Source organism: Burkholderia arboris (genome assembly GCF_038723655.1).
Taxonomy (GTDB): domain Bacteria; phylum Pseudomonadota; class Gammaproteobacteria; order Burkholderiales; family Burkholderiaceae; genus Burkholderia; species Burkholderia arboris.
On the sequence record NZ_CP109821.1, the window covers coordinates 261678 to 281336 of the forward strand.

General features: G+C 67.7%; 18 protein-coding genes and 1 tRNA gene. 9 read left to right on the forward strand and 10 right to left on the reverse strand.

Annotated features, from left to right (window positions below):
- The first annotated feature begins 541 nt into the window (after positions 1-541).
- A complete protein-coding gene (locus OHZ10_RS01220; RefSeq protein ID WP_059232677.1) occupies positions 542-1153 on the forward strand; it encodes a septal ring lytic transglycosylase RlpA family protein in 612 nt (203 codons plus the stop codon).
- A gap of 99 nt (positions 1154-1252) precedes the next feature.
- Here the strand turns inward: OHZ10_RS01220 and rsmI are convergent, their stop codons facing one another.
- Complete coding sequence (gene rsmI / locus OHZ10_RS01225) at positions 1253-2131, reverse strand: 16S rRNA (cytidine(1402)-2'-O)-methyltransferase (protein ID WP_059232676.1); 879 nt, start codon at positions 2129-2131, stop codon at positions 1253-1255.
- A gap of 46 nt (positions 2132-2177) precedes the next feature.
- Between rsmI and OHZ10_RS01230 the strand changes: the two genes are divergently transcribed.
- From OHZ10_RS01230 to OHZ10_RS01250, 5 genes are all read left to right on the forward strand, one after another.
- Complete coding sequence (locus tag OHZ10_RS01230; RefSeq protein WP_174994509.1) at positions 2178-2606, forward strand: YraN family protein; 429 nt, start codon at positions 2178-2180, stop codon at positions 2604-2606.
- A 126-nt stretch (positions 2607-2732) separates the two neighbouring features.
- On the forward strand, positions 2733-3317 hold the full coding sequence (locus OHZ10_RS01235) for an SIS domain-containing protein (RefSeq protein WP_174994499.1): 585 nt from the start codon (positions 2733-2735) through the stop codon (positions 3315-3317).
- A 17-nt stretch (positions 3318-3334) separates the two neighbouring features.
- Complete coding sequence (locus OHZ10_RS01240; RefSeq protein ID WP_059232673.1) at positions 3335-4135, forward strand: BON domain-containing protein; 801 nt, start codon at positions 3335-3337, stop codon at positions 4133-4135.
- Positions 4132-4494: a c-type cytochrome gene (locus OHZ10_RS01245; protein WP_059232672.1), complete on the forward strand. Its 363-nt coding sequence runs from the start codon at positions 4132-4134 to the stop codon at positions 4492-4494. The genes OHZ10_RS01240 and OHZ10_RS01245 overlap by 4 nt, the downstream gene beginning before the upstream one ends.
- Before the next feature lie 66 nt (positions 4495-4560).
- A tRNA-Ala gene (locus OHZ10_RS01250) sits at positions 4561-4636 on the forward strand.
- Positions 4637-4704: 68 nt separating this feature from the next.
- Here the strand turns inward: OHZ10_RS01250 and OHZ10_RS01255 are convergent.
- The 4 genes from OHZ10_RS01255 to OHZ10_RS01270 form a co-directional block, all read right to left on the reverse strand.
- A complete protein-coding gene (locus OHZ10_RS01255) occupies positions 4705-5184 on the reverse strand; it encodes a DUF4386 domain-containing protein (protein WP_230950375.1) in 480 nt (159 codons plus the stop codon).
- Positions 5142-6539 (reverse strand): enolase C-terminal domain-like protein, encoded by a 1398-nt coding sequence (locus OHZ10_RS01260; RefSeq protein ID WP_256085460.1) that lies wholly within the window; start codon positions 6537-6539, stop codon positions 5142-5144. Before OHZ10_RS01260 ends, OHZ10_RS01255 begins: the two co-directional genes overlap by 43 nt.
- Before the next feature lie 62 nt (positions 6540-6601).
- A complete protein-coding gene (locus OHZ10_RS01265) occupies positions 6602-7942 on the reverse strand; it encodes an MFS transporter (RefSeq protein ID WP_059232658.1) in 1341 nt (446 codons plus the stop codon).
- A 212-nt stretch (positions 7943-8154) separates the two neighbouring features.
- Entirely contained in the window at positions 8155-9129 is a 975-nt protein-coding gene (locus tag OHZ10_RS01270; protein ID WP_340623725.1) for a LysR substrate-binding domain-containing protein, read from the reverse strand.
- Positions 9130-9169: 40 nt separating this feature from the next.
- Here OHZ10_RS01270 and OHZ10_RS01275 point away from each other — a divergent pair, with 40 nt between their 5' ends.
- The 3 genes from OHZ10_RS01275 (at position 9170) to OHZ10_RS01285 (ending at position 11988) form a co-directional block, all read left to right on the forward strand.
- On the forward strand, positions 9170-9901 hold the full coding sequence (locus OHZ10_RS01275; RefSeq protein ID WP_342703407.1) for a glutathione S-transferase: 732 nt from the start codon (positions 9170-9172) through the stop codon (positions 9899-9901).
- A 126-nt stretch (positions 9902-10027) separates the two neighbouring features.
- Entirely contained in the window at positions 10028-10660 is a 633-nt protein-coding gene (locus OHZ10_RS01280) for a DUF2239 family protein (RefSeq protein ID WP_342703408.1), read from the forward strand.
- Positions 10657-11988 carry a carotenoid oxygenase family protein gene (locus tag OHZ10_RS01285; protein WP_342703409.1) on the forward strand — a complete coding sequence of 444 codons (1332 nt, stop codon included), beginning with the start codon at positions 10657-10659 and terminating at the stop codon, positions 11986-11988. The genes OHZ10_RS01280 and OHZ10_RS01285 overlap by 4 nt, the downstream gene beginning before the upstream one ends.
- A gap of 22 nt (positions 11989-12010) precedes the next feature.
- On the opposite strand, the gene OHZ10_RS01290 is transcribed toward OHZ10_RS01285, so the two are convergent.
- The 5 genes from OHZ10_RS01290 to OHZ10_RS01310 form a co-directional block, all read right to left on the reverse strand.
- Positions 12011-15082, reverse strand: coding sequence for a metallophosphoesterase (locus OHZ10_RS01290; RefSeq protein ID WP_059232653.1), 3072 nt, complete (start codon positions 15080-15082; stop codon positions 12011-12013).
- Positions 15083-15193: 111 nt separating this feature from the next.
- A complete protein-coding gene (locus OHZ10_RS01295; RefSeq protein WP_342703410.1) occupies positions 15194-16360 on the reverse strand; it encodes an ABC transporter permease in 1167 nt (388 codons plus the stop codon).
- Positions 16361-16368: 8 nt separating this feature from the next.
- On the reverse strand, positions 16369-17523 hold the full coding sequence (locus OHZ10_RS01300; RefSeq protein ID WP_059232651.1) for an ABC transporter permease: 1155 nt from the start codon (positions 17521-17523) through the stop codon (positions 16369-16371).
- A 21-nt stretch (positions 17524-17544) separates the two neighbouring features.
- A complete protein-coding gene (locus OHZ10_RS01305; RefSeq protein ID WP_342703411.1) occupies positions 17545-18243 on the reverse strand; it encodes an ABC transporter ATP-binding protein in 699 nt (232 codons plus the stop codon).
- Positions 18244-18250: 7 nt separating this feature from the next.
- Positions 18251-19456, reverse strand: a complete 1206-nt coding sequence (locus OHZ10_RS01310) for an efflux RND transporter periplasmic adaptor subunit (RefSeq protein ID WP_059232649.1) — start codon at positions 19454-19456, stop codon at positions 18251-18253.
- Positions 19457-19659: the final 203 nt, after the last annotated feature.

Here is a 19659-nt window from a genome sequence, read left to right on the forward strand (position 1 = left end):
CAGCCATAGTGAGAATCAATGGTCCGCCGGGGGTGCTTTTCGGGACAACGTTTTGATTTATGTATAATGCGCTCCATTGCGCGTGAATTTCACGCCATTCGCTGGTGTTTCGGCCCCGTTAAAAGAGGCGTCCGATTCACCGTCAAGCATCAGCCGCCGGGGAGTCCGGCGGTGTATCCAGCACCGAACATTCGGTGCTCACGTCTTGTCCGGCCGGGTGCTGCGCGCCCGCCTTGCGGCCCTGCTGCCGCGCCGCCGGATGAGGCCTGTGCCGCCGTTCCTGTGCGTTGGTCGTATCGACGCGCGCGAACGTGAAGCCATGTTCGATGGCGGCATGTGGGGTCTGGTCAGGCTGTTGGGGACAGGTTGCGCCAGACGTGAAAACTAATCAGGACGGTTGCGGCATAGACGAAAGCCGCGCCCATGCTAGCCGCCTGCTCGCATCCGAGCGGGGCGTGCACGCATTTGCCGTCCGGGCCGCGTGTCTGCGCAGTAGCGCAGCGTTGTGAAGGAGCGGCCCGAACCAGAAGGCGACACGTCGATGAATTTACGTTTTCCGAGTCGATTCGGGACCATTGCATTGTTTTTTGCGCTGACGGGCTGTGCGGTGCCACCCAGCCAGACCACCAGCAGCGCGAACCAGAAGAAGGCGGTCGACAAGACGGCCGCTGCCGCGAAGGCGGACGACGACAAGCAGCAACTCAATTTCGATTCCGCGCTGGCATCGATGCCGGCGACGGACAGCAAGGACGCGAAGAAATCGTCGCTGGCCGACGCCGAGCCGATCGACGGCAAGGATGTGTCCGACTTCCGCCAGACGGGCCGCGCTTCGTGGTACGGGCGGGATTTCCACGGCCGCCGCACCGCGAACGGCGAGCGCTTCAACATGAACGCGTTCACCGCCGCGCACCGCACGCTGCCGCTGTCGTCGTACATCAAGGTGACGAACTCGTCGACCGGCAAGTGGGTCGTCGTGAAGGTCAACGATCGCGGGCCGTTCAAGCGCGGCCGTGTGCTCGACCTGTCGTATGCGGCTGCCAAGGTGATCGGCCTCGTGCACGCCGGCACGGGCCGCGTGAAGATCGAAGGGCTGTCGCCGCAGGAAGCGCGCGAGGCCCGTGACGAAATGTTCGCGTCGATCTCGGCGAAGTAACGCGGCGGTTCGTCCGCACACGCATCAGGTATCGAGCATCAAGTACAAAGGGCTGCCTTCCGGCAGCCCTTTGTCGTTCCGGCGCGGCGTCGTCCCGCGTCAGCCTTCCTTCAGCGCGAGCGCACGCGCATACAGCGTGTTGCGCGATGCGCCCGTCAGCGCGGCCGCGAGCTTCGCGGCACTCTTCACCGGCACTTCTTCCAGCAGCAGCCTGAGCAGCGCGTCGTGCGCGGTGTCGTCGGCTTCGCCGCTGGCCGCCGGCGCGCCTTCGACGACCAGCACGAATTCGCCGCGCTGACGGTTCGCATCACCGGCAAGCCAGGTCTGTCCTTCGGCCAGGGTGCCCTGGAACAGCTGCTCGTGTAGTTTGGTGAGTTCGCGCGCAATCAGCAGCCGGCGCGCGGGGCCGAACGCATCGGCGAGCGCGGCGACGGTTTCGGCGATCCGGTGCGGCGCTTCGTAAAACACCAGCGCATACGGGTGCGACACCAGCGCCTGCAGCGCGGTTGCGCGCTGCTTGGCCTTCGGCGGCAGGAAGCCCGCGAACGTGAACGCGCCGGCCCAGCCGCCGGCCACGCTCAGCGCGGTCACGGCCGCGCTCGCGCCCGGCAGCGGGATCACCGCGAAGCCGGCGTCGCGCACCGCGTCGACGAGCCGCGCGCCGGGGTCCGAGATGCCGGGCGTGCCGGCGTCCGAGACGTAGGCCACGCGTTCGCCGCCACGCAGCAGCTCGATCACGCGCTGCGCGGCTTCGCGTTCGTTGTGCTCGTGCACGGCCAGGAGCGGCTTCGAGATCCCGTAGCGGGCGAGCAGCTGGCCCGTGTTGCGGGTGTCTTCGGCCGCGATGCGGTCGGCGAGGCCGAGCACGTGCAGCGCGCGCAGCGTGATGTCGGCGGTGTTGCCGATCGGCGTGGCGACCACGTAAAGCGCGGCGTCCGGGTAGTGCTGCGTATGCGCGAGTTCGAGGAGGGCAGTCATGGCAGGCAATGCACGCAATCGCGGCGCAAGCGGAACAAGGTCGGCATTGTGCCACGCGGCGCCGGCCGGCCCGGGCGACGGGCGCGGTTTGCCGCGCGCGGGCGACAACTTTTCCGGCGCGGCGCGATCCAAACCGGTCGGCGCGGCGTTCGAGCAGCGCGCGCGGCAGTTTCTCGAGCGCCGCGGCCTCGGGTTCGTCGCGGCGAACGTGACGATGCGCGGCGGCGAGCTCGATCTCGTGATGCGCGAGCCCGACGGCATGCTCGTGTTCGTCGAAGTGCGTGCACGGCGCAGTGTCCGGCACGGCGGCGCGGCCGCGAGCGTCGGCTGGCGCAAGCGGCGGCGTCTCGTCGCGGCGGCGTTGCAGTTCTGGGCGCGACACGGTGCCGGTGCCGCGTGCCGGTTCGACGTCGTCGCGTTCGAGGCCGGGCGGCTTGCGTGGCTGCGCGACGCATTTCGTACCGACGATGCGTAGCCGCGAGCTGTGACGAGATGTAAAGAGTTCTTGCCGGACCCCCGGAGTGGGTGCCGGAGTACGGTAAACTCGCCGCACCCACGATGTCGCGCGACATGTGCCACGCGCCCAGTTCACCAGGAATCGATGTCAGTCGAACGTATTCAGCAACAATTCCACGACAGCGCCGCGCTTCACGCCGAAGCAGCCGACGCGCTGGCGTTGCCGATCGCAGCCGCGGTCGATGCGATGTTCGCCGCGCTGGCGAACGGCAACAAGATCGTCGCGTGCGGTGACGGCCCGTCGGCCGCCGCCGCGCAGTACCTCGCCGCGTCGCTCGTCGGCGGTTTCGAGCGCGAGCGTCCGGGCCTGCCCGCGATCGCGCTGGCCACCGATGCGTCGCAGGCCGGTCTCATGGGTGCGATGGCCGCCGAGCAACTGTTCGCGCAGCAGGTGCGCGTGCTCGGCCAGACCGGTGACATCCTGCTGGTGCTCGATTCGGGCGGCGCGTCGTCGCGCGTGCTGGCGGCGATCGAAGCGGCGCACGAGCGCGAGATGACCGTCGTCGCACTGACGGGCGGCAATGGCCATGCAGTCGCGGCCGCGTTGTCCGATACCGATATTCCGATCAGCGTGCACGCCGTTCGCGCGGCACGCGTCCACGAAGTCCATCTGCTGACCATCCACTGCCTGTGCGACGGCATCGACGCGATGCTGCTGGGTGAGGATTGAACGAAGGAGAGCCGTCGATGAATCAAAGCCGCGTCAAACAGACGCTCGTCAGAACCACGCTGCTCGCCGCGCTGACGGCGGGCCTCGCCGTGTCGCTGCAGGGTTGTGTGCTCGGGGTCGTGGGCGCAGCGGCCGGCGGCGGCGCGCTGATCGCGACCGATCGCCGTACGCTCGGCGCGCAGACGGAAGATCGCGAGATCCAGGTCAAGTCGCTCACGCAGATCAACAACGGGCTGCCCGACCAGTCGCACGTGAACGTGACGGTGTACAACCGCCGCGTGCTGCTGACGGGCGAGGTGCCGAACGATGCGTCGAAGCAGCGCGCCGAGGAAATCGTGCGCGGCATCAACAACGTGAACGGCATCGTCAACGAGCTGTCGGTCGAGCCGGCGTCGTCGCTGTCGTCGCGTGCGAACGACTCGTACCTCGAAGGGCGCGTGAAGTCGGAACTGATCGCGACGAAGGGCATCTCGGCGAACTACTACAAGGTCGTCAGCGAGCGCGGCAACCTTTACCTGATGGGCCTCGTGACGGTGGACGAAGGCAATCGCGGTGCGGAAGCCGCGAGCCAGGTGCCGGGCGTCGAGAAGGTCGTGAAGGTGTTCCAGTACGTGAAGCCGCAGGACGCGCAGGCGCTGCAGGACGCATCGCCCGCGAGCGGCGCATCCGGCGCGCAGGCTGCCGCCGCGCCGGCGGACAGCGCGACGGTCGGCGCCGTGCCGGACGCGTCGGTGCAGTCCACGCCGCTGCAATCGCCCGCACCGATCTCGAATTCGTCGAGCGTGCATCCGGGCAACCCGAAGGCGAAGGCGCAATGAAGGCCGTGAAGATGACGCAGATGAAACGATGGATCGCGCAGGGCGCCACGGCGGTTGCGCTCGTGGCCGGCACGCTGGGCGCGGCGCACGCGGACGTCGGCGACGGCCTGAAGGTGGCGCGCAGCAACGCATGCATGGGCTGTCACGCGGTCGACCGCAAGCTCGTCGGCCCGTCGTTCAAGGATATCGCCGCCCGCTACAAGTCCGATCCGCAGGCCGTCGCGAAGCTGTCGAAGAAGGTGAAGGACGGCGGCTCGGGCGCCTGGGGCGCGATTCCGATGCCCGCGCATCCGCGCATGAGCGACGCCGACGTCCGTTCGGTGGTCGAATGGGTGCTGGCCGGCGCGCCGTCAAAGTGACGCTTCAGGGGGCACGTAACCCCTATTGCCAAGCGCAGAAATGCGTGTGTATGATGATTGACTGATGGGGCGGTAGCTCAGCTGGGAGAGCGTCGCGTTCGCAATGCGAAGGTCGGGAGTTCGATCCTCCTCCGCTCCACCAACGGAATTCGAAAGGCCCGATCGCAAGATCGGGCCTTTTTGTTTTCTGCGGGCCCATAGTCCGGCGGACTAGGTCGCCAACTCGTAGATCACCCTGATCGCCGGCACCGACAACACGGCGAACGCCACCGTGATGGCCGCAAGGATCGCGATCCTCTTCCGCAGCAGCGCGAAGAGGGCGATCGACAGTCCGTAGAACACGCAGGTCAGAATGATGATCCACCAGAGCGCCGCGTAGCCTGCACCGCCTTCGAAATTCGATACGTTCTGCGTGATCCGGGTCGCGGCATAACCCGCAACGGTCATGCTCGCGGGCAGGCACAGCACCGAATACAGGACGAAGACGATGATCTGCCGCGGTGTCGGGTCGGGAGACGTCATGACGAGCGCTTTTCCTTCGGGTGAACGGGGCGCCGAGCCGCCCGCCACGCGGGCCGGCTCAGGCAGCCGGCAGGATGCGGGCGTTTTCCGCGTTTGGCAACAACCGCCCGCCGCCTGCCGCGCTATCACCCGCGCCCGAAACTCGGCCGCTTCGGATCGTACGTCCACCCCGGCACCAGATAGCGCATCGCGATCGCGTCATCGCGCGCGGTGCCGCCCACCGCGTTGTACAGCGCATGCGCGGCCTCGACCTGTGCCATGTCGATCTCGATCCCGAGCCCCGGCCGTTCCGGCACGGCCACCTTGCCGCCGACGATCGCGAGCGGTTCGCGCGTGAGCCGCGCGTCGCCTTCCTGCCAGATCCAGTGCGTGTCGATCGCGGTGATCGTGCCGGGCGCGGCCGCGGCCGCATGCGTGAACATCGCGAGCGACACGTCGAAGTGGTTGTTCGAGTGCGAGCCCCATGTGAGCCCCCAGTCGCGACACAGCTGCGCGAGCCGCACCGAGCCCTGCATCGTCCAGAAATGCGGATCGGCGAGCGGGATGTCGACCGCCTGCAGTCGCACGGCGTGATCCATCTGCCGCCAGTCGGTTGCGATCATGTTGGTCGCGGTCGGGATCCCCGTCGCACGGCGGAATTCGGCCATCACCTCGCGGCCCGAATAGCCGCCTTCCGGCCCGCACGGATCTTCCGCATACGCGAGCAGCTGGCCTTGCCCGCGGCACAGTGCGACGGCTTCGTCGAGCGACCACGCGCCGTTCGGGTCGAGCGTCGCGCGCGCGTCGGGAAAGCGCGCCTTGATCGCGGCGATCGCTTCCATCTCGTCGGCACCCGCCATCACGCCGCCCTTCAGCTTGAAATCGGCGAACCCGTAGCGCTCGACCGCGGCCTCGGCCTGCCGCGCGATGTCGGCCGGCGTGAGCGCCGCCTCGTTGCGCAGCCGGAACCACGCATCCACTGCGCGCGTCTCGTCGCGATACGGCAGGTCGGTGCGACGCCGCTCGCCGATGTAGAACAGGTACGCGAGCATCGGCACCGCGTCGCGCTGCTGGCCTTCGCCGAGCAGCGCCGCGACCGGCACGTCGAGATACTGGCCGAGCAGGTCGAGCAGCGCGGCCTCGATCGCGGTGATCACGTTGTCGAGCCGCAGGTTGATCTCGTGCGGCTGGCGCAGCACCGCAGCCTCGCCAGCCGATGTCACTTCGTGCCGGATCGTGCGGCCCGCACCCGCGTCCGCACCGGACAGCGCCGCGCGCACCGCGTTGAGCGTCGCCTGGTAGCGCCCGATCGGCTGGCCGACCACGCGATCCGTCATGCGCTCGAGCGCGTGGCGGATGCCTTCGCCGCCCGGCACTTCGCCGACGCCCGTATGCCCGCTGCTGTCGTCGAGGATCACGAGGTTGCGCGTGAAATACGGCGCATGCGCGCCGCACAGGTTGAGCAGCATGCTGTCGCGGCCGGCGACGGGAATCACCTGCATGCGCGTGACGCGCGGCGTGCCGGCACGGCTGGGTTCGGACATCGGTTCGCTCCTGGTTCCGGTGGCGCGCGGGCCGCCGGACGCGCCGGCGCGGCCCGCGCCGTTCATTGAAGCTCGACGCGGCGGATCTCGCCGACGACGAACAGGTAGCAGATCACGGCGACGAGCGCGTGCGCGACGACATAGACGAGCGCGCCGTTGAACGAGCCGCTGCGGTCGACGATATAGCCGATCGCGATCGGCGTCGTGATGCTGGAGAGGTTGCCGCACGTGTTGAGCAGCGCGCCGCTCAGCCCCGCGATCTGGCGCGGCGCGGTGTCGGCGTTGACGGCCCAGCCGAGCGCGCCGAGCCCCTTGCCGAAGAACGACAGCGCCATGAACAGCACGACGAGCACGTGCGAATCGGTGTAGTTGCAGACGATCATCGACATCGACAGCAACATGCCGAACACGATCGGCACCTTGCGTGCGACCGACAGCGACCGGCCCTGCTTGAGCAGCGCGTCGGACACGACGCCGCCGAGTATCCCGCCGAGGAATCCGCACACGGCCGGGATCGACGCGACGAGCCCCGCGTTGAGGATCGACATCCCGCGCGCCTGCACGAGATAGACGGGGAACCACGTGATGAAGAAATAGGTGAGCGCGTTGATGCAGTACTGCGCGACGTACACGCCGATCAGCATCCGGTTCCTCAGCAGCGCCTTCACGTGATGCATCGACGGGCCGCCGTCGCGTCCGCCGGTCGCCTGGTCGATGTTGACGAGCGCGCCGCCTTCGGCGAGGTAGTCGAGTTCCGCACGGTTGATGTTCGGGTGGTCCTTCGGGTCGTACATCGTGCGGTTCCACACCAGGACGAACGCGAAGCCGAGCACGCCCATCACCGCAAACACCGACTGCCAGCCGAACGCGTGCACGAGCCAGCCCATCAGCGGCGCGAACACGACGGTCGCCGCGTACTGCGCGGCGTTGAAGATCGCCGACGCGGTGCCGCGCTCGGCGGCCGGGAACCACGCGGACACGATCCGGCTGTTGGCCGGGAACGACGGCGCCTCGGCCGCGCCGACCAGGAAGCGCAGCCCGAACAGCAGCGCGAACGCGGCCGCGCCGCCGAAGAAGCCGATCGAGCCCTGCAGCAGCGTGAACAGCGACCAGAAGAAGATGCTGAACGCATAGACGATGCGCGACCCGTAGCGGTCGAGCAGCCAGCCGCCCGGCAGTTGCGCGACCACGTACGACCAGCCGAACGCGGAGAAGATGAAGCCGATCTGCACGTGGCTCAGGTGCAGCGCGCGGGCGAGGCTCGGGCCGGCGATCGCGATCGCCGCGCGATCCGCGTAGTTGATCGTCGTGACCGCGAACAGGACGGTCAGCACGAGCCAGCGCACGCGCGTGCGCCGGGCCGTTGCCGACGCGGACGCCGGCAGCGCGTGAAGCGGATTCATGACTTGTCTCCTCCGAAGGGCGGAAGGTGCCGTCGTGCGGCAGGCGCGTCGATGCGCGCGTTGTGTGCGTGGGTGCCGCCGGTTCGAGGCCGGGCACCGGACGCCGATGCAGGCAGGGCGTCCGGACCATTCTGTCATGTCGAAATTTGCGCTTTCATGCCAATTGCTGACTTGATCGATTCAGCATTTGAATCGATCGGCGAGTCGATCGGTCAGGCGTGCGCGTCGTCCGCGCCGGCACCGTGATGGCGCGCCACGTGTTGCGCGAGAAACTCGACGGCGGCGCGCACGCCGGGCAACTGGCCGCGCCGGTGCGGCATCAGCAGCGTTGTCGTGACGGTGCCCGCGCGCCAGCCGGGCAGCACGCGCACGAGCGCACCGGAGGCGAGCGCGGCGCCGGCGATCCAGTCGGGCAGGCAGGCGATGCCGAGGCCGGCTGTCGCAGCCTGCAGCAGCAGCGTCGATTCGTCGGCCTGCAGGCGGATGCGCGGCGCCACGTCGACGGTGTCGCCCCCGCGCTGCAGCCGCCACGGCTGCTGGCCCGGATGCAGCCCGTCATGCCGCGCGAGATCGGCAGGCTCGTCCGGGATGCCGGCACGCGCGAGATAGGCCGGCGACGCCACGGCGATGATCGGCGAGGCCGCGAGCGGCCGTTGCACGAGCGCGGAATCGGGCAGCGGCGCGAAATGGCTGCGCACCGCGATGTCGAAGCCTTCCTGCGCGATGTCGACGAGGCGGTCGCTCGCATGAATCTGCAGCAGCAGCTTCGGGTGCGCGATCGCCAGCGCCGGCAGGCACGGCGCGAGGATGTGCTGCGCGACCGGCACCGAGCTCGTGATCCGCACGATGCCGGCCGGCTCGGCGGCCTGCCGCAGCACCGCGTCGCGTGCGCTGTCGGCCTCGATCACGGCCGCACGCGCATGCTCGAAGAATTCGGTGCCGACCGGCGTGAGCCGGAAGCTGCGCGACGTGCGATGCACGAGCCGCGCGCCGAGCGTGCGCTCGAGCTCGGCCACGCGCTTGCTGACCGTCGATTTCGGCAGGTCGAGCCGGCGCGCCGCCGCCGACATGCTGCCGGCGTCGACTGCCTGCACGAACAGGTAGAGATCGTTCAGATTCACTTTCAACGTCCACATGAGGAAACGACGGGTTTCAATTTTAGCGGCTACTGCGTCATCGTTCGTCATGGGAGCATGATCGCTCGTTCAACTTATGCGGAATCCTCCGATGTCTCCCATCCTTCTCTACGGCATTCCCGCCGGCTGCTCGTTCGGCTCGATCGTCGCGCTCGAATGGATCGGCCGCCCGTACCGTCTGTCGCGCATCGCGATGCCGAGCGTCGCGACGAGCGACGCGTATCTCGCGCTGAACCCGGTCGCCGAAACGCCGGCATTCGTGACCGCGAATGGCGACGTGCTGACCGAAAGCCTCGCGATCCTCGGCCACATCGGCGCGCAGGCGCTCGACAACGGCCTCGCCTTTCGCCAGGGCAGCACGGATTTCGACCGGCTGAACCGGATGCTGGCGTGGCTGAACACGACGTTCTTCAACGCGTTCGGCGCGCTCTGGTATGTGTATGAACACGACACCGAGGGCGCCGAGAAAGCGGCGCTGCAGGCGTACGGCCGCGGCAAGGTGCTGAAGGCGCACCGCCAGCTCGAAGCGATGCTCGAGCGCAGCGAAGGCCCGTGGCTGCTGGGCGCGCGGCGCACGCTGGCCGATGCCTACTTCTCCGGGATCGCACGCTGGGCCGACTATCACGCGGTGTTCGAACGCGATGCGTTCCCGCATATCGCCGCGCTGCGCGCACGGCTCGCCGACGATGCGGGCGTGGAGTTCGCGCACGCGATCGAGAAAGAGCTGCCACTGCCGGCGTCGCTGGCGTTCGAAGGGCATGTGTCGCTCGACGACGCGCTGGCAAGCGCACGTGACCTCGCGTTTCCGGCCCGGGTGCTCTGACCGGCGTCGTGGTCGCCCGACGGGGCGGAAGACGGCAACGACAATTTTTACCCGGATAATATTGACATCCAATTAATACCCGGATAAAAATAGCGTCATTCCGATTCCTGCCCACGGGCGACCACGATGACAACTTCTACGCTTTTTCCTTCATACACGGCCTTCGACGGCCACCGGCGGCTCGCGTCAGGCCCGCTCGCGACGGTCGCGCTCGCGGTCCGGCAGGCTGCCGGCGACGCGATGCCCGGCACGATCCTGATCTTCGACGATGCGACGGGCCGCTCGATCGACCTCGACCTGCGCGGCACGGCGGACGACATCCGCACGCGCTACGCGCCGCCGGGCGACGCGCCCGGGGCCGCCGGCGAGCCGGCCGGCGCGGGTGAACAGCGCGGCCGCGGCCGGCCGAAACTCGGCGTCGTGTCGCGCGAAGTCACGTTGCTGCCGCGTCACTGGGAATGGCTCGGCGCGCAGCCGGGCGGCGCGTCGGTTGCACTGCGCAAGCTCGTCGAGGACGCACGGCGCACGCATGCGGCGGCCGACCGGCACCGCGATGCGCAAACCCGCGCCTACCACTTCATGTCGGCGATGGCGGGCGACTTGCCCGGTTTCGAGGAAGCTGCGCGGGCGCTGTATGCGAACGACGCGGCGCGGCTGGCCGAGCTGGTTGCCGGCTGGCCGGACGACGTGCGCGACCATGCGCTTGCCCTGGCGCGCGGCGACCTGCCGACGACTGCTGACGGAGCCCCGACGCAATGACCGTATTCGACCTGAACCGCGGCGCGCTCGCGCCGGTCGCCGACGAAACCGATGTCGTCGATCTGCGCGTGACCGGCGCCATTCCGCGCGAACTCGACGGCACGTTGCTGCGCAACGGCCCGAATCCGCCGGGTGGCCGCTTCGAAGGGAACGACATGCTGTCGTGGTGGCCGGAAGCCGCGATGCTGCATGCGATCGCGTTCGACGACGGCCGCGCGACCGGCTACCGGAACCGCTGGGCACGCACGCAGCGCTGGGCCGTCGTGCATGCGCCTGAGCAGGTGCCGCATCTGCCCGACACCAATCCGAACGTGAACGTGGTGCAGCATGCAGGCGAATTGCTCGCGCTGGCCGAGGGCGGGGCGCCGCTCGCGATCACCGCCGCGCTCGATACGCTCGGCGCGCCGGCGCGGCACGCGGGCTTCGGCGGCGGGATGACCGCGCATCCGAAGGTCGACCCGGTGACCGGCGAGCTGATCGCGTTCCGCGCGGACTGGCGCGTGCCGTGGCTGCGCTACGGCGTGGCGGATGCGCAGGGCGTGCAACGTGTCGACGTCGAGATCGGCCTGAGCGCGCCGTCGATGATGCACGACCTCGCGATCACCGAAACCCGCAGCCTGCTGCTCGACCTGAACGTCGGCTACGACTTCTCGCTGCTGAAACAGGGCCACCGGATGCCGCTGCGCTGGCACGACGACCGGCCGGCGCGCATCGGGGTGATCGCGCGCCACGGCGGCGACGTGCGCTGGTTCGACGTCGAGCCGTGCTTCATCCAGCACGTCGTGAACGCCTACGACTGCGACGCGTCGTGCATCGTGCTCGATGCGGTGCGCTATCCGTCGTTCCTGCGGCTCGACGCGCGCACGGGCCGCTTCGCCGACAACCCGGTCGGCGAGCTGTGGCGCTACGTGATCGACACGGCGAACAGGCTGATCGACGAAGGGCCGCTCGCCGACGGCGGTATCGAGTTGCCGCGCATCAACGAAATCCGGACGGGGCGCCGCTACCGCTATCTGTATGCGGTCGAGCAGCCGAACAACGCGGAAATGCGCGGCGTGATGCGCTTCGATCACGTGCGCGGCACGACGATGCACTACGCGGTGCCGGCCGGAGACCAGAACGGCGAGCCGGTGTTCGTGCCGCGTCCGGGCGGCACCGACGAGGACGACGGCTGGCTGCTGGTGGTGGTCTATCGTGCGGCGACCGATACGAGCGACGTCGTGATCCTCGATGCGCGGGCGATCGATGCGGGGCCGGTCGCGACCGTGCATCTGCCGCGTCGCGTGCCCGCCGGGTTCCACGGCGCGTGGGTGCCGCGCGCACGCTGAGTCGGGCTGGCCGGCTGGAGGCTTACGAGCCTTGCCGCGTCTTTTCCTGGATCTGGCGCCGGATGACTTCGCAGTAGTTGTCCCAGCTTTGACGGTCGTGGGCCAGATTCAGAAGGTCCAGTGCTCCGGACAGGTTGCCTTGGACCATCTGGTGCCTTGCCTCGTCGGCATAGAACACCGGGTTGCTACTACCCGCGTCGATTTTGGCCATTCGAAGTACGGAGGCTTCCGGGCCGCGCCCCAGTCTTTCGAGGGTATGGATCCGCATGGCGTCGGAGTAGTCGTCCGCGCACTGGCGATCGCCGGCAAGGTCCAGCAACCTCAATGCTTCAGGAGCGTTGTCGTGGTCGAGCTGATACTTGGCTTCGTCGTTATAGAACACGGGGTCGCGGGTGTCGCTGGCAATCGCCTGCTGACGCTGGCGCGACGCTTCGTGTGCGTTGCCGACGAGGCTCAGGCAATCGGCCCGGATGTGATCAACGTGCCCGTCAACCGCCTGCGGATGACGCTTCTGGTGCTCATCGAACCGGCGCAGAAAAGCTTCCGCGCCAGGTTTGCCGCGAGAGAGCAACGCTTTGCCGAGATTGGCCAGATAGGGCGGGAATCCGGGGTGCAGTTCCAGCGCCCGTTCGAAAGCCTGTAACGCTTCGTCGCATGCGTCGCCGCTGGTTACTCGCAGGCATTCTCCGAGAAAACGCAGCGCCTTGTGTTCGCGCGGGTGGATATTGACCAGCAGTTGCAGCACCTCCTGCTGACGGGCGATCGACTCCCCACCGTCACGCCGGCGATGATAAATGGCCCACAGTGCTTCATTGCTCCAGCCGATTTCCTTGCCGGTCAGATGGCCGATCCATTCCTCCATTGCGCCGAGCTCGTTGGCGCAGAGCAGGTGGTAAAAGGCTTCGTTGGCTCGCTGGAAGTTGATCTCTTCCCTCTGGCGGCCGATCTGGCGCTGCCAGCAGCGCGCGATCAATACATGCATATCGGCGACGGCCGGGTCGATGGCATCGGCGTAGTCGATGGCGAGCCCCGAGTCGCGCAGCCCCATTTGCGTCTGGCGCACCCAACTGGCGATGAAGCCGTGCAGGTAGTGATCCCTGTTGTTGTCGAGCGGAAGGAGACCGCGCCCACGCAGCTTTTGCCAGGCATCCTGGACACCGATGCCGTCTTCGAGTCCGTCGGCATGGTCCTGTGGAATCGCCCGGCGGTAAAGCGCAATGACTTTCAGCAGCTTGCGCTCGGCCGTTCCGAGGACCTCGTTGTGCAGGATCCCGAGCAGCCGTTCGTCGAGGCGGTCAATGAGCTCCTTGCGCAGATTCCGATAGACCTGCATGGGCGTGCTGCCCTGCTCTCTGGCGACAGTGGCGAGCAACTCGGCAGCCAGCGTATGGGCCGCGCCTCCATGCCCGCCACCCAGCCACTGGAAGAGGGCCTTGAGATCGGAGCCGGCATATGTCCAGTCGGCCTTCCGATCCGGCGGCGCACTGTTTGCAAGGAGTTCCGCGAGGCCGGCCTTGTCGAGCCCGGGGATTTCGAATGCGGGTGATTCGCTGCCGAAGCTCCCGTCGGCGGGCTTGTCGTTGAACTCGTAGACCCACTTCCAGTTCGGGAAGGCCGCGGACATTGCACGCAGCAGGACTCGAAGCTCCGGGTTGCACCATTGCGCGCCGCTCATCAGCAGGTGCGCGTCGTCGATCCAGACGAACGCTGGCTGGGCATTCGGGTATTGCCGTCTCAGCTCGGCGATCTGCTCCTCGAGCTTGCCGCTGGGCGGGGACGGATCTTCGCGCCGATTCTGCAGCACCCCCAGGAATCTGCGGAAAAACTCGCCGACCACGATCTGGCGGCTGCCGTGCACATCGACGAATTGCATGCCCTGGAATGGCGCGTGCCCGTGCAGTGCCTTGATCAGCGTGGTCTTGCCATTGCCGCTCAGGCCGTGCAGCACCAGGCCGGATTTGTCCTTGAGTCGGGCGACGAGCTGGCCAAGCAGTTTGTCGCGCCCGTACAGCGCTTCTCCGGCCGGACCTGCCGCTTGAGTTGGCGTGGCCGGCGATTGCGAACCGGTCCGGTCCGTGCCTGGCGGCGCGGCGACGAGGTCCGGCGTCAGTCGCACTGACGATTGGAATGGCCACTGCGCCGTCGGCGCATGTTTGGGGACGGGCTGGATCATCCAGCCGCGGTTGTAGCCGAACAGGTGAACCTTGCCTTTGCCGCTCCTCGGATCGAGGTGCACCAGATTGATGCCGAACTGGTCCGGCGTATCGGCGCCTACTGCGCCGGCCGCCAGTTGCGTACAGGCTTCGCTCGTGCGAACCCATGCGGTATGCGTGTGTCCATGCAGCAGGAAATGCAATCCGGTGCTGGCATTCGCATCGGCGTCGTGCTGTTCGGCCGAGTTCAGCCAGTCGAACGGATGATGAATGAGTCCGATCTTCAGGCCGGCGTCGCGCAGCCCTTCGGCCATATGGTTGAACTGCCACTTGCTGGCCAGCCAGATGTGACGATCGTCTTCGTCACCGGCACAGCTCCATGCCGAGTTGAAGCCCGCAATGCCGACACGATATCCGTTCACCTCGAGCGTATGGGCGTACAGATGGAGATCTTCGCGATGCAGTTCGGGGCGGTATTCCTTCACGAACGCACCGTAGTCCTTCAAGCGCTCCATCGCGGAGCGATGGTCCCGAGTGCGATCGGCGAAACGCTGATTGATCGCGTCGACATGAGCGAGCGGGTTGGTCTGCGCCATTTCGAAAAGGCGCGCTTGCTGATCACCCGATATTTCCCTACGGTTCACGTCATGATTGCCGGGCACGATGAACAGCCGATCCTTGGGGAGTTGGCAGCAGGCCAGCAAGTCGTCGAAAAATTGTGCTGCGTCCTTGTATTGCTCGCTGAGCGGGGCGCCGCTGGTTTCGCCGAAGGCGATGTCACCCGTGCAGAACACGAGGTGCGGTCGCGGCAATCCGTTGTCGAACTCGGCACGCAGGAAGTCCAGCAGTTCCCGGCGCGTCGCGTTATCCCTCCACGACGTTTTCGGATGAAAATGAATATCGGAAATGTGCAGCCAGATTAGATCGTTGTTATGTGGCATGACGACTTGCTTGTACGAGAATTGTTTGTGAAGCGCGCTTGATCGACAGCAGGCTTGCAGGTTGGCACCTGATCGAGTTCGATCACCCCGGCTCGCTATCTCGATATTCTGTCACTGCGCGCGCAGCGCGTCGACGATCTTCAGCCGCGCGGCGCGCATCGCCGGCAGGAACCCGCCGACGAGCCCCATCACGAGCGAGAACAGCAGCGTCTTGACGACGATCGCGGGCGTCAGCACGAAGCGGAACGACAGGTCCGAGAAGGTCTGGAAGTTGGTCGTCGAGAACGACGCGAACTGCATCAGCGACGCACACGCGAGCCCCGCGACGCCGCCGACGAAGCCGAGCAGCAGCGCTTCCAGCAGGAACGCTGCGAGCACACTGGTGCGCTTGAAGCCGAGCGCGCGCAGCGTGCCGATCTCGGCCACGCGGTTCGCGACCGACGCGTACATCGTGATCATCGCGCCGATCATCGCGGCGATCGAGAAGATCGTCGACAGCGTGATGCCGAGGATGTTGATGAACGTCGACAGCGCTTTCGACTGGTCGCCGTAGAAGGTCTGCTCGCGTTTCGCCTCGTCGGTCAGCCGCGGGTCGACGTCGATGTCGGCCTTGAAGCGCGCGAAGCCGTCGGCGCTCGGGATGCGCAGCACCATCGACGAATAGCTGGTGCGCCGGAACGACTGCATCAGCTGGTCGACGTCGCCCCAGATTTCCGAATCGAAGCCGCTGCCGCCCGCGTCGAAGATGCCGACGACGGTCCAGTCGCGCTGCGCGAAATGCAGGCTGTCGCCGAGCTGCGTACCGCTGAAGCCTTTCGCGATCGCGCTGCCGACGATGATCTCCGACGAGCCCGGCGCGAACATCCGGCCGGCCACGAGCTTCACGTGCGGACGCAGCGCGAGCCCGGACTGCGACACGCCGCGGATCACGACGTTCGACGGTTTGCCGGTCGAGGTCTTCACGAGCGAGATCAGCACGACGGCTTCCTTCGACACGAGCGGCCGGCCGTCGGGCCCGAGCGCGACGGCCGGGTGCATCTCGAGCGCGTTGGCCTGCTGGTGGTCGATCGAACTCTGGATCTCGGTCTCGGCACCCTTGCGGATCACCACCGCGTTGTCGGGTTCGCCGGTCGACACGAGCGTCTGCGTGAGGCCCGCGTCGAGCATCTGCACGGTCGCGAACACGAAGATCACGAGCGCCATCCCGCCGGCGGTCAGCGCGGTGGTGAGCCGCCGGGTCCACAGGTTGCGCGCGATGTAGTTGAGCGGGATCGCCATGTGCAAACCTAACCGATTGCCCTGAGGCCTTCGACCACGCGTACGCGCGCCGCCTGCCACGCCGGCACGATCGCGGCCGCGAGGCCGACCGCGACCGAGCATGCGGCCTGCAGCGCGACCGTCTCCGTCGATACCTTGAACACCGGGAAGATGCCGCCGGCCGCCTGCTTGAACAGGCTCGCGGCGGGCGGCGTCGCGAGGATCCCGAGCCCGCCGCCGGCCACCGCGATCAGGACCGATTCGCCGAACACGATCAGCGCGAGGAAGCCGGGGCCGAAGCCGAGCGCCTTCAGCGTCGCGTATTCGGCCGTGCGCTCGCGCGCGCTCATCGCCATCGCGTTGGCCATCACGGCCATGATGATCAGGATCACCACGTACGACACGAGACGGATCGCCGCGATGATCTGGTTCGACATCGCGACGAAGCCGAGCTGGAACGCCTGCTCGGTCTCGGTCAGCGTCTCGGCGAGCGAGTTCTTGAACACCGCGTCGACGTTGCGCGCGATCGACGCGCCGTCGTCGGGGTTCGCGACGCCGAGCACGAATACCCCGACCTGGTCGGCCTGCTTCGGCGTGCGCTGGCGCACCGTCTCGTTCAGATAGTCCCAGTGGAACACCAGCTGGCGCGTGATCGTCGAGTCGTCGCGGCCGTCGAAGATCCCGCGCACGACGAAATCCCAGGTGCCCGGATAGATCGTGCCCTTCAGCGGGATCACGTCGCCGATCTTGAAGCCGAATTGCGTCGCAAGCTGGCGCCCGACCAGGCAGCCGCGCCGGTCGCGGTTGTAATCGGCGCGCTGCTGATCCGGGACGATGTATTCCGGGTACAGGTCGAGATAGTTGTCCGATACCGCGAAGCTCGCGAAGAAGTTCTTCGGGTCGCGGTAGATGCCGCCGAACCAGTTCGAGCGGACCACGGCCGTCACGCCTTCGACGCCGCGGATCCGGTTCTCGTAGCTGACGGGCAGCGGAAACACGAGCGAGATCGCGTTGCGCGTGACGAGCCGCCCGCTGGACGCGGCGGCCGCGCCCGCGTACCACGCGTCGACCACGGTGTGCAGCAGCCCGAACGCGAGCACGGCGATGGTCAGCCCGAGCACGGTCAGCAGCGTGCGCAGCCGGTGCCGCAGCGCGTTGCGCGCGATCAGCTTCAGCACGTACATCGCGCGCGCTCCCGCCGCCGGTCAGCCGGCGTACCCATCGATCAGCTCCCCTTTTTCCAGATGCACGAGCGACTGCGCGGCGCCGGCCGCGTGCGCGTCGTGGGTCACCATGATGATCGTCTTGCCGAGCTCGGCGTTCATCCGCTGCAGCATTGCGAGCACATCGGTGGCCGACGCGCGGTCGAGGTCGCCGGTCGGCTCGTCGGCGACGATCAGCACGGGATCGGTGATCAGCGCGCGTGCGATCGCGACGCGCTGCTGCTGGCCGCCCGACAGCTCGGACGGGTAATGGCTGGTCCGGTCGCCGAGGTTCACCATGTCGAGCACGAGTTCGACGCGCTCGCGCCGCTCGCGGCGCGACAGGTGCGTGAGCATCAGCGGCAGCTCGACGTTCTCGAACGCGGTGAGCACCGGCATCAGGTTGTAGAACTGGAAGATGAAGCCGACGTTCGCCGCGCGCCATTCGGCCAGTTGCGCCTCCGCGAGCAGCGAGATGTCGAGCCCGCCCACGCGCAGCTCGCCGCTGTCGGGCCGGTCGATGCCGGCCACGAGGTTCAGCAGCGTGCTCTTGCCGGAGCCGGACGGCCCCATCAGCGCGACGAAGTCGCCTTCGCCGATGTCGAGCGTGATGTCGGTCAGCACGGGCACGATCTGGTTGCCGCGCCGGTACGACTTCGCGACGTGGCTGAGCTCGACGAGGGGCGGCGATGCGTCGTTCACGCGCGCGCTACTTCTTCGCGACGGTCACTTTCGCGCCGTCCTTCAGCTTCACGCCTGGCGCGAGCACGACCGTGTCGCCGGGTTTCACGCCGCGGATCGCCACCAGTTCGCCGATCCGCATGCCGCGCATCACGGCCACCGCGTGCACGGCGTCGTCCTTCACGACGAACACGACCGGCCGGCCGTCGCGCTCGACCACCGCGCTCGCCTGCACGGCCGTCACGGGCTGCCGGTCCTGCGCCGACACGGGTTTCGACAGGAACGCGATCTTCGCGCTCATGTCGGGCAGCACGCGCTCGTCGCGGTCGACGAAGCGGATCTTCACGAGCACGGTGGCCTTCGACCGGTCGACGGTCGGCACGATGCGCGACACGCGGCCCGCGAAGCGCATGTCGGGCAGCGCGTCGAGCTGGATCTCGCACGGCTGCTCGGCGCGGATCTTCGCGATGTTCGATTCGGCGACGTCGGCCTCGACTTCGAGCGTGTCCATGTCGGCGATCGTCACGACGGCGCCCTTGCTGTCCGACGCGGACGAGAACGGCGTGATGTTGTCGCCGACGTTTGCGTGCTTCGCGAGCACGATGCCGTCGAACGGCGCGCGGATCACCGTCTGGTCGACGGCGACCTGCGCTGCCTGCGCGTTCGCTTCGGCCGACGCGATCGCGGCCTGGTCGCTGCTGAGCGTCGCGCGCGCCTTGTTCACGCGGGCCGTGTCGGTGTCGAGCTGCGCGGCCGGCACGGCGCCGCGCGGCGCGAGCGCGGACGTGCGGCGCAATGCGATCTCGGCGTCCTTCAGCTCGGCCTGTTCGACGCCGAGGTTCGCGCGGGCAACCTTCACCTGCGCGAGCGCCTGCGACAGCGATGCCTCGACGTCGCGGCTTTCGAGGCGCGCGATGATGTCGTCCTTCTTCACGCGCGTGCCTTCGAGCACGCCGAGCCATTCGACGCGCCCCTGGCCCTTCGACGCGACCGCGGCCTTGCGCTGCGGCACGACGTAGCCGGTCGCATTGAGCTGCGTGTCGTTCTGGTACGGGTAGGCGGACGTGACGGACGTGGTTTCGACGGCCGGCCGGCCGGTGAGCGCGAGGCCGGCGACGATCGCGACGACGAGGATCGCGGCGGCCGCCGCATAGCGGACCCACCGGCGCCGGCGGGGCACCGGTGCGATCGGACGCCGGTCGATTTTCAGTTTGTCCAGATTGTGATCGGGCAATTTGAGCGCCTCGAGACGGCGGCGGTCTGGCGACCGGCCGCGATCCGGTTTCCCGGGAAGGGACGGATGGTCGCCAGTATAAGCGTCGCCCCGACGGCGCGCGAGCCGGTTTGCGGCGCCATGCGGCGGCAGTCTGGCCGGGGCGCCGGCGCAGGACGAAGCGCTCGCCCCCGGGGAAACCCGAGGGCGCAAGCAACGTGTCA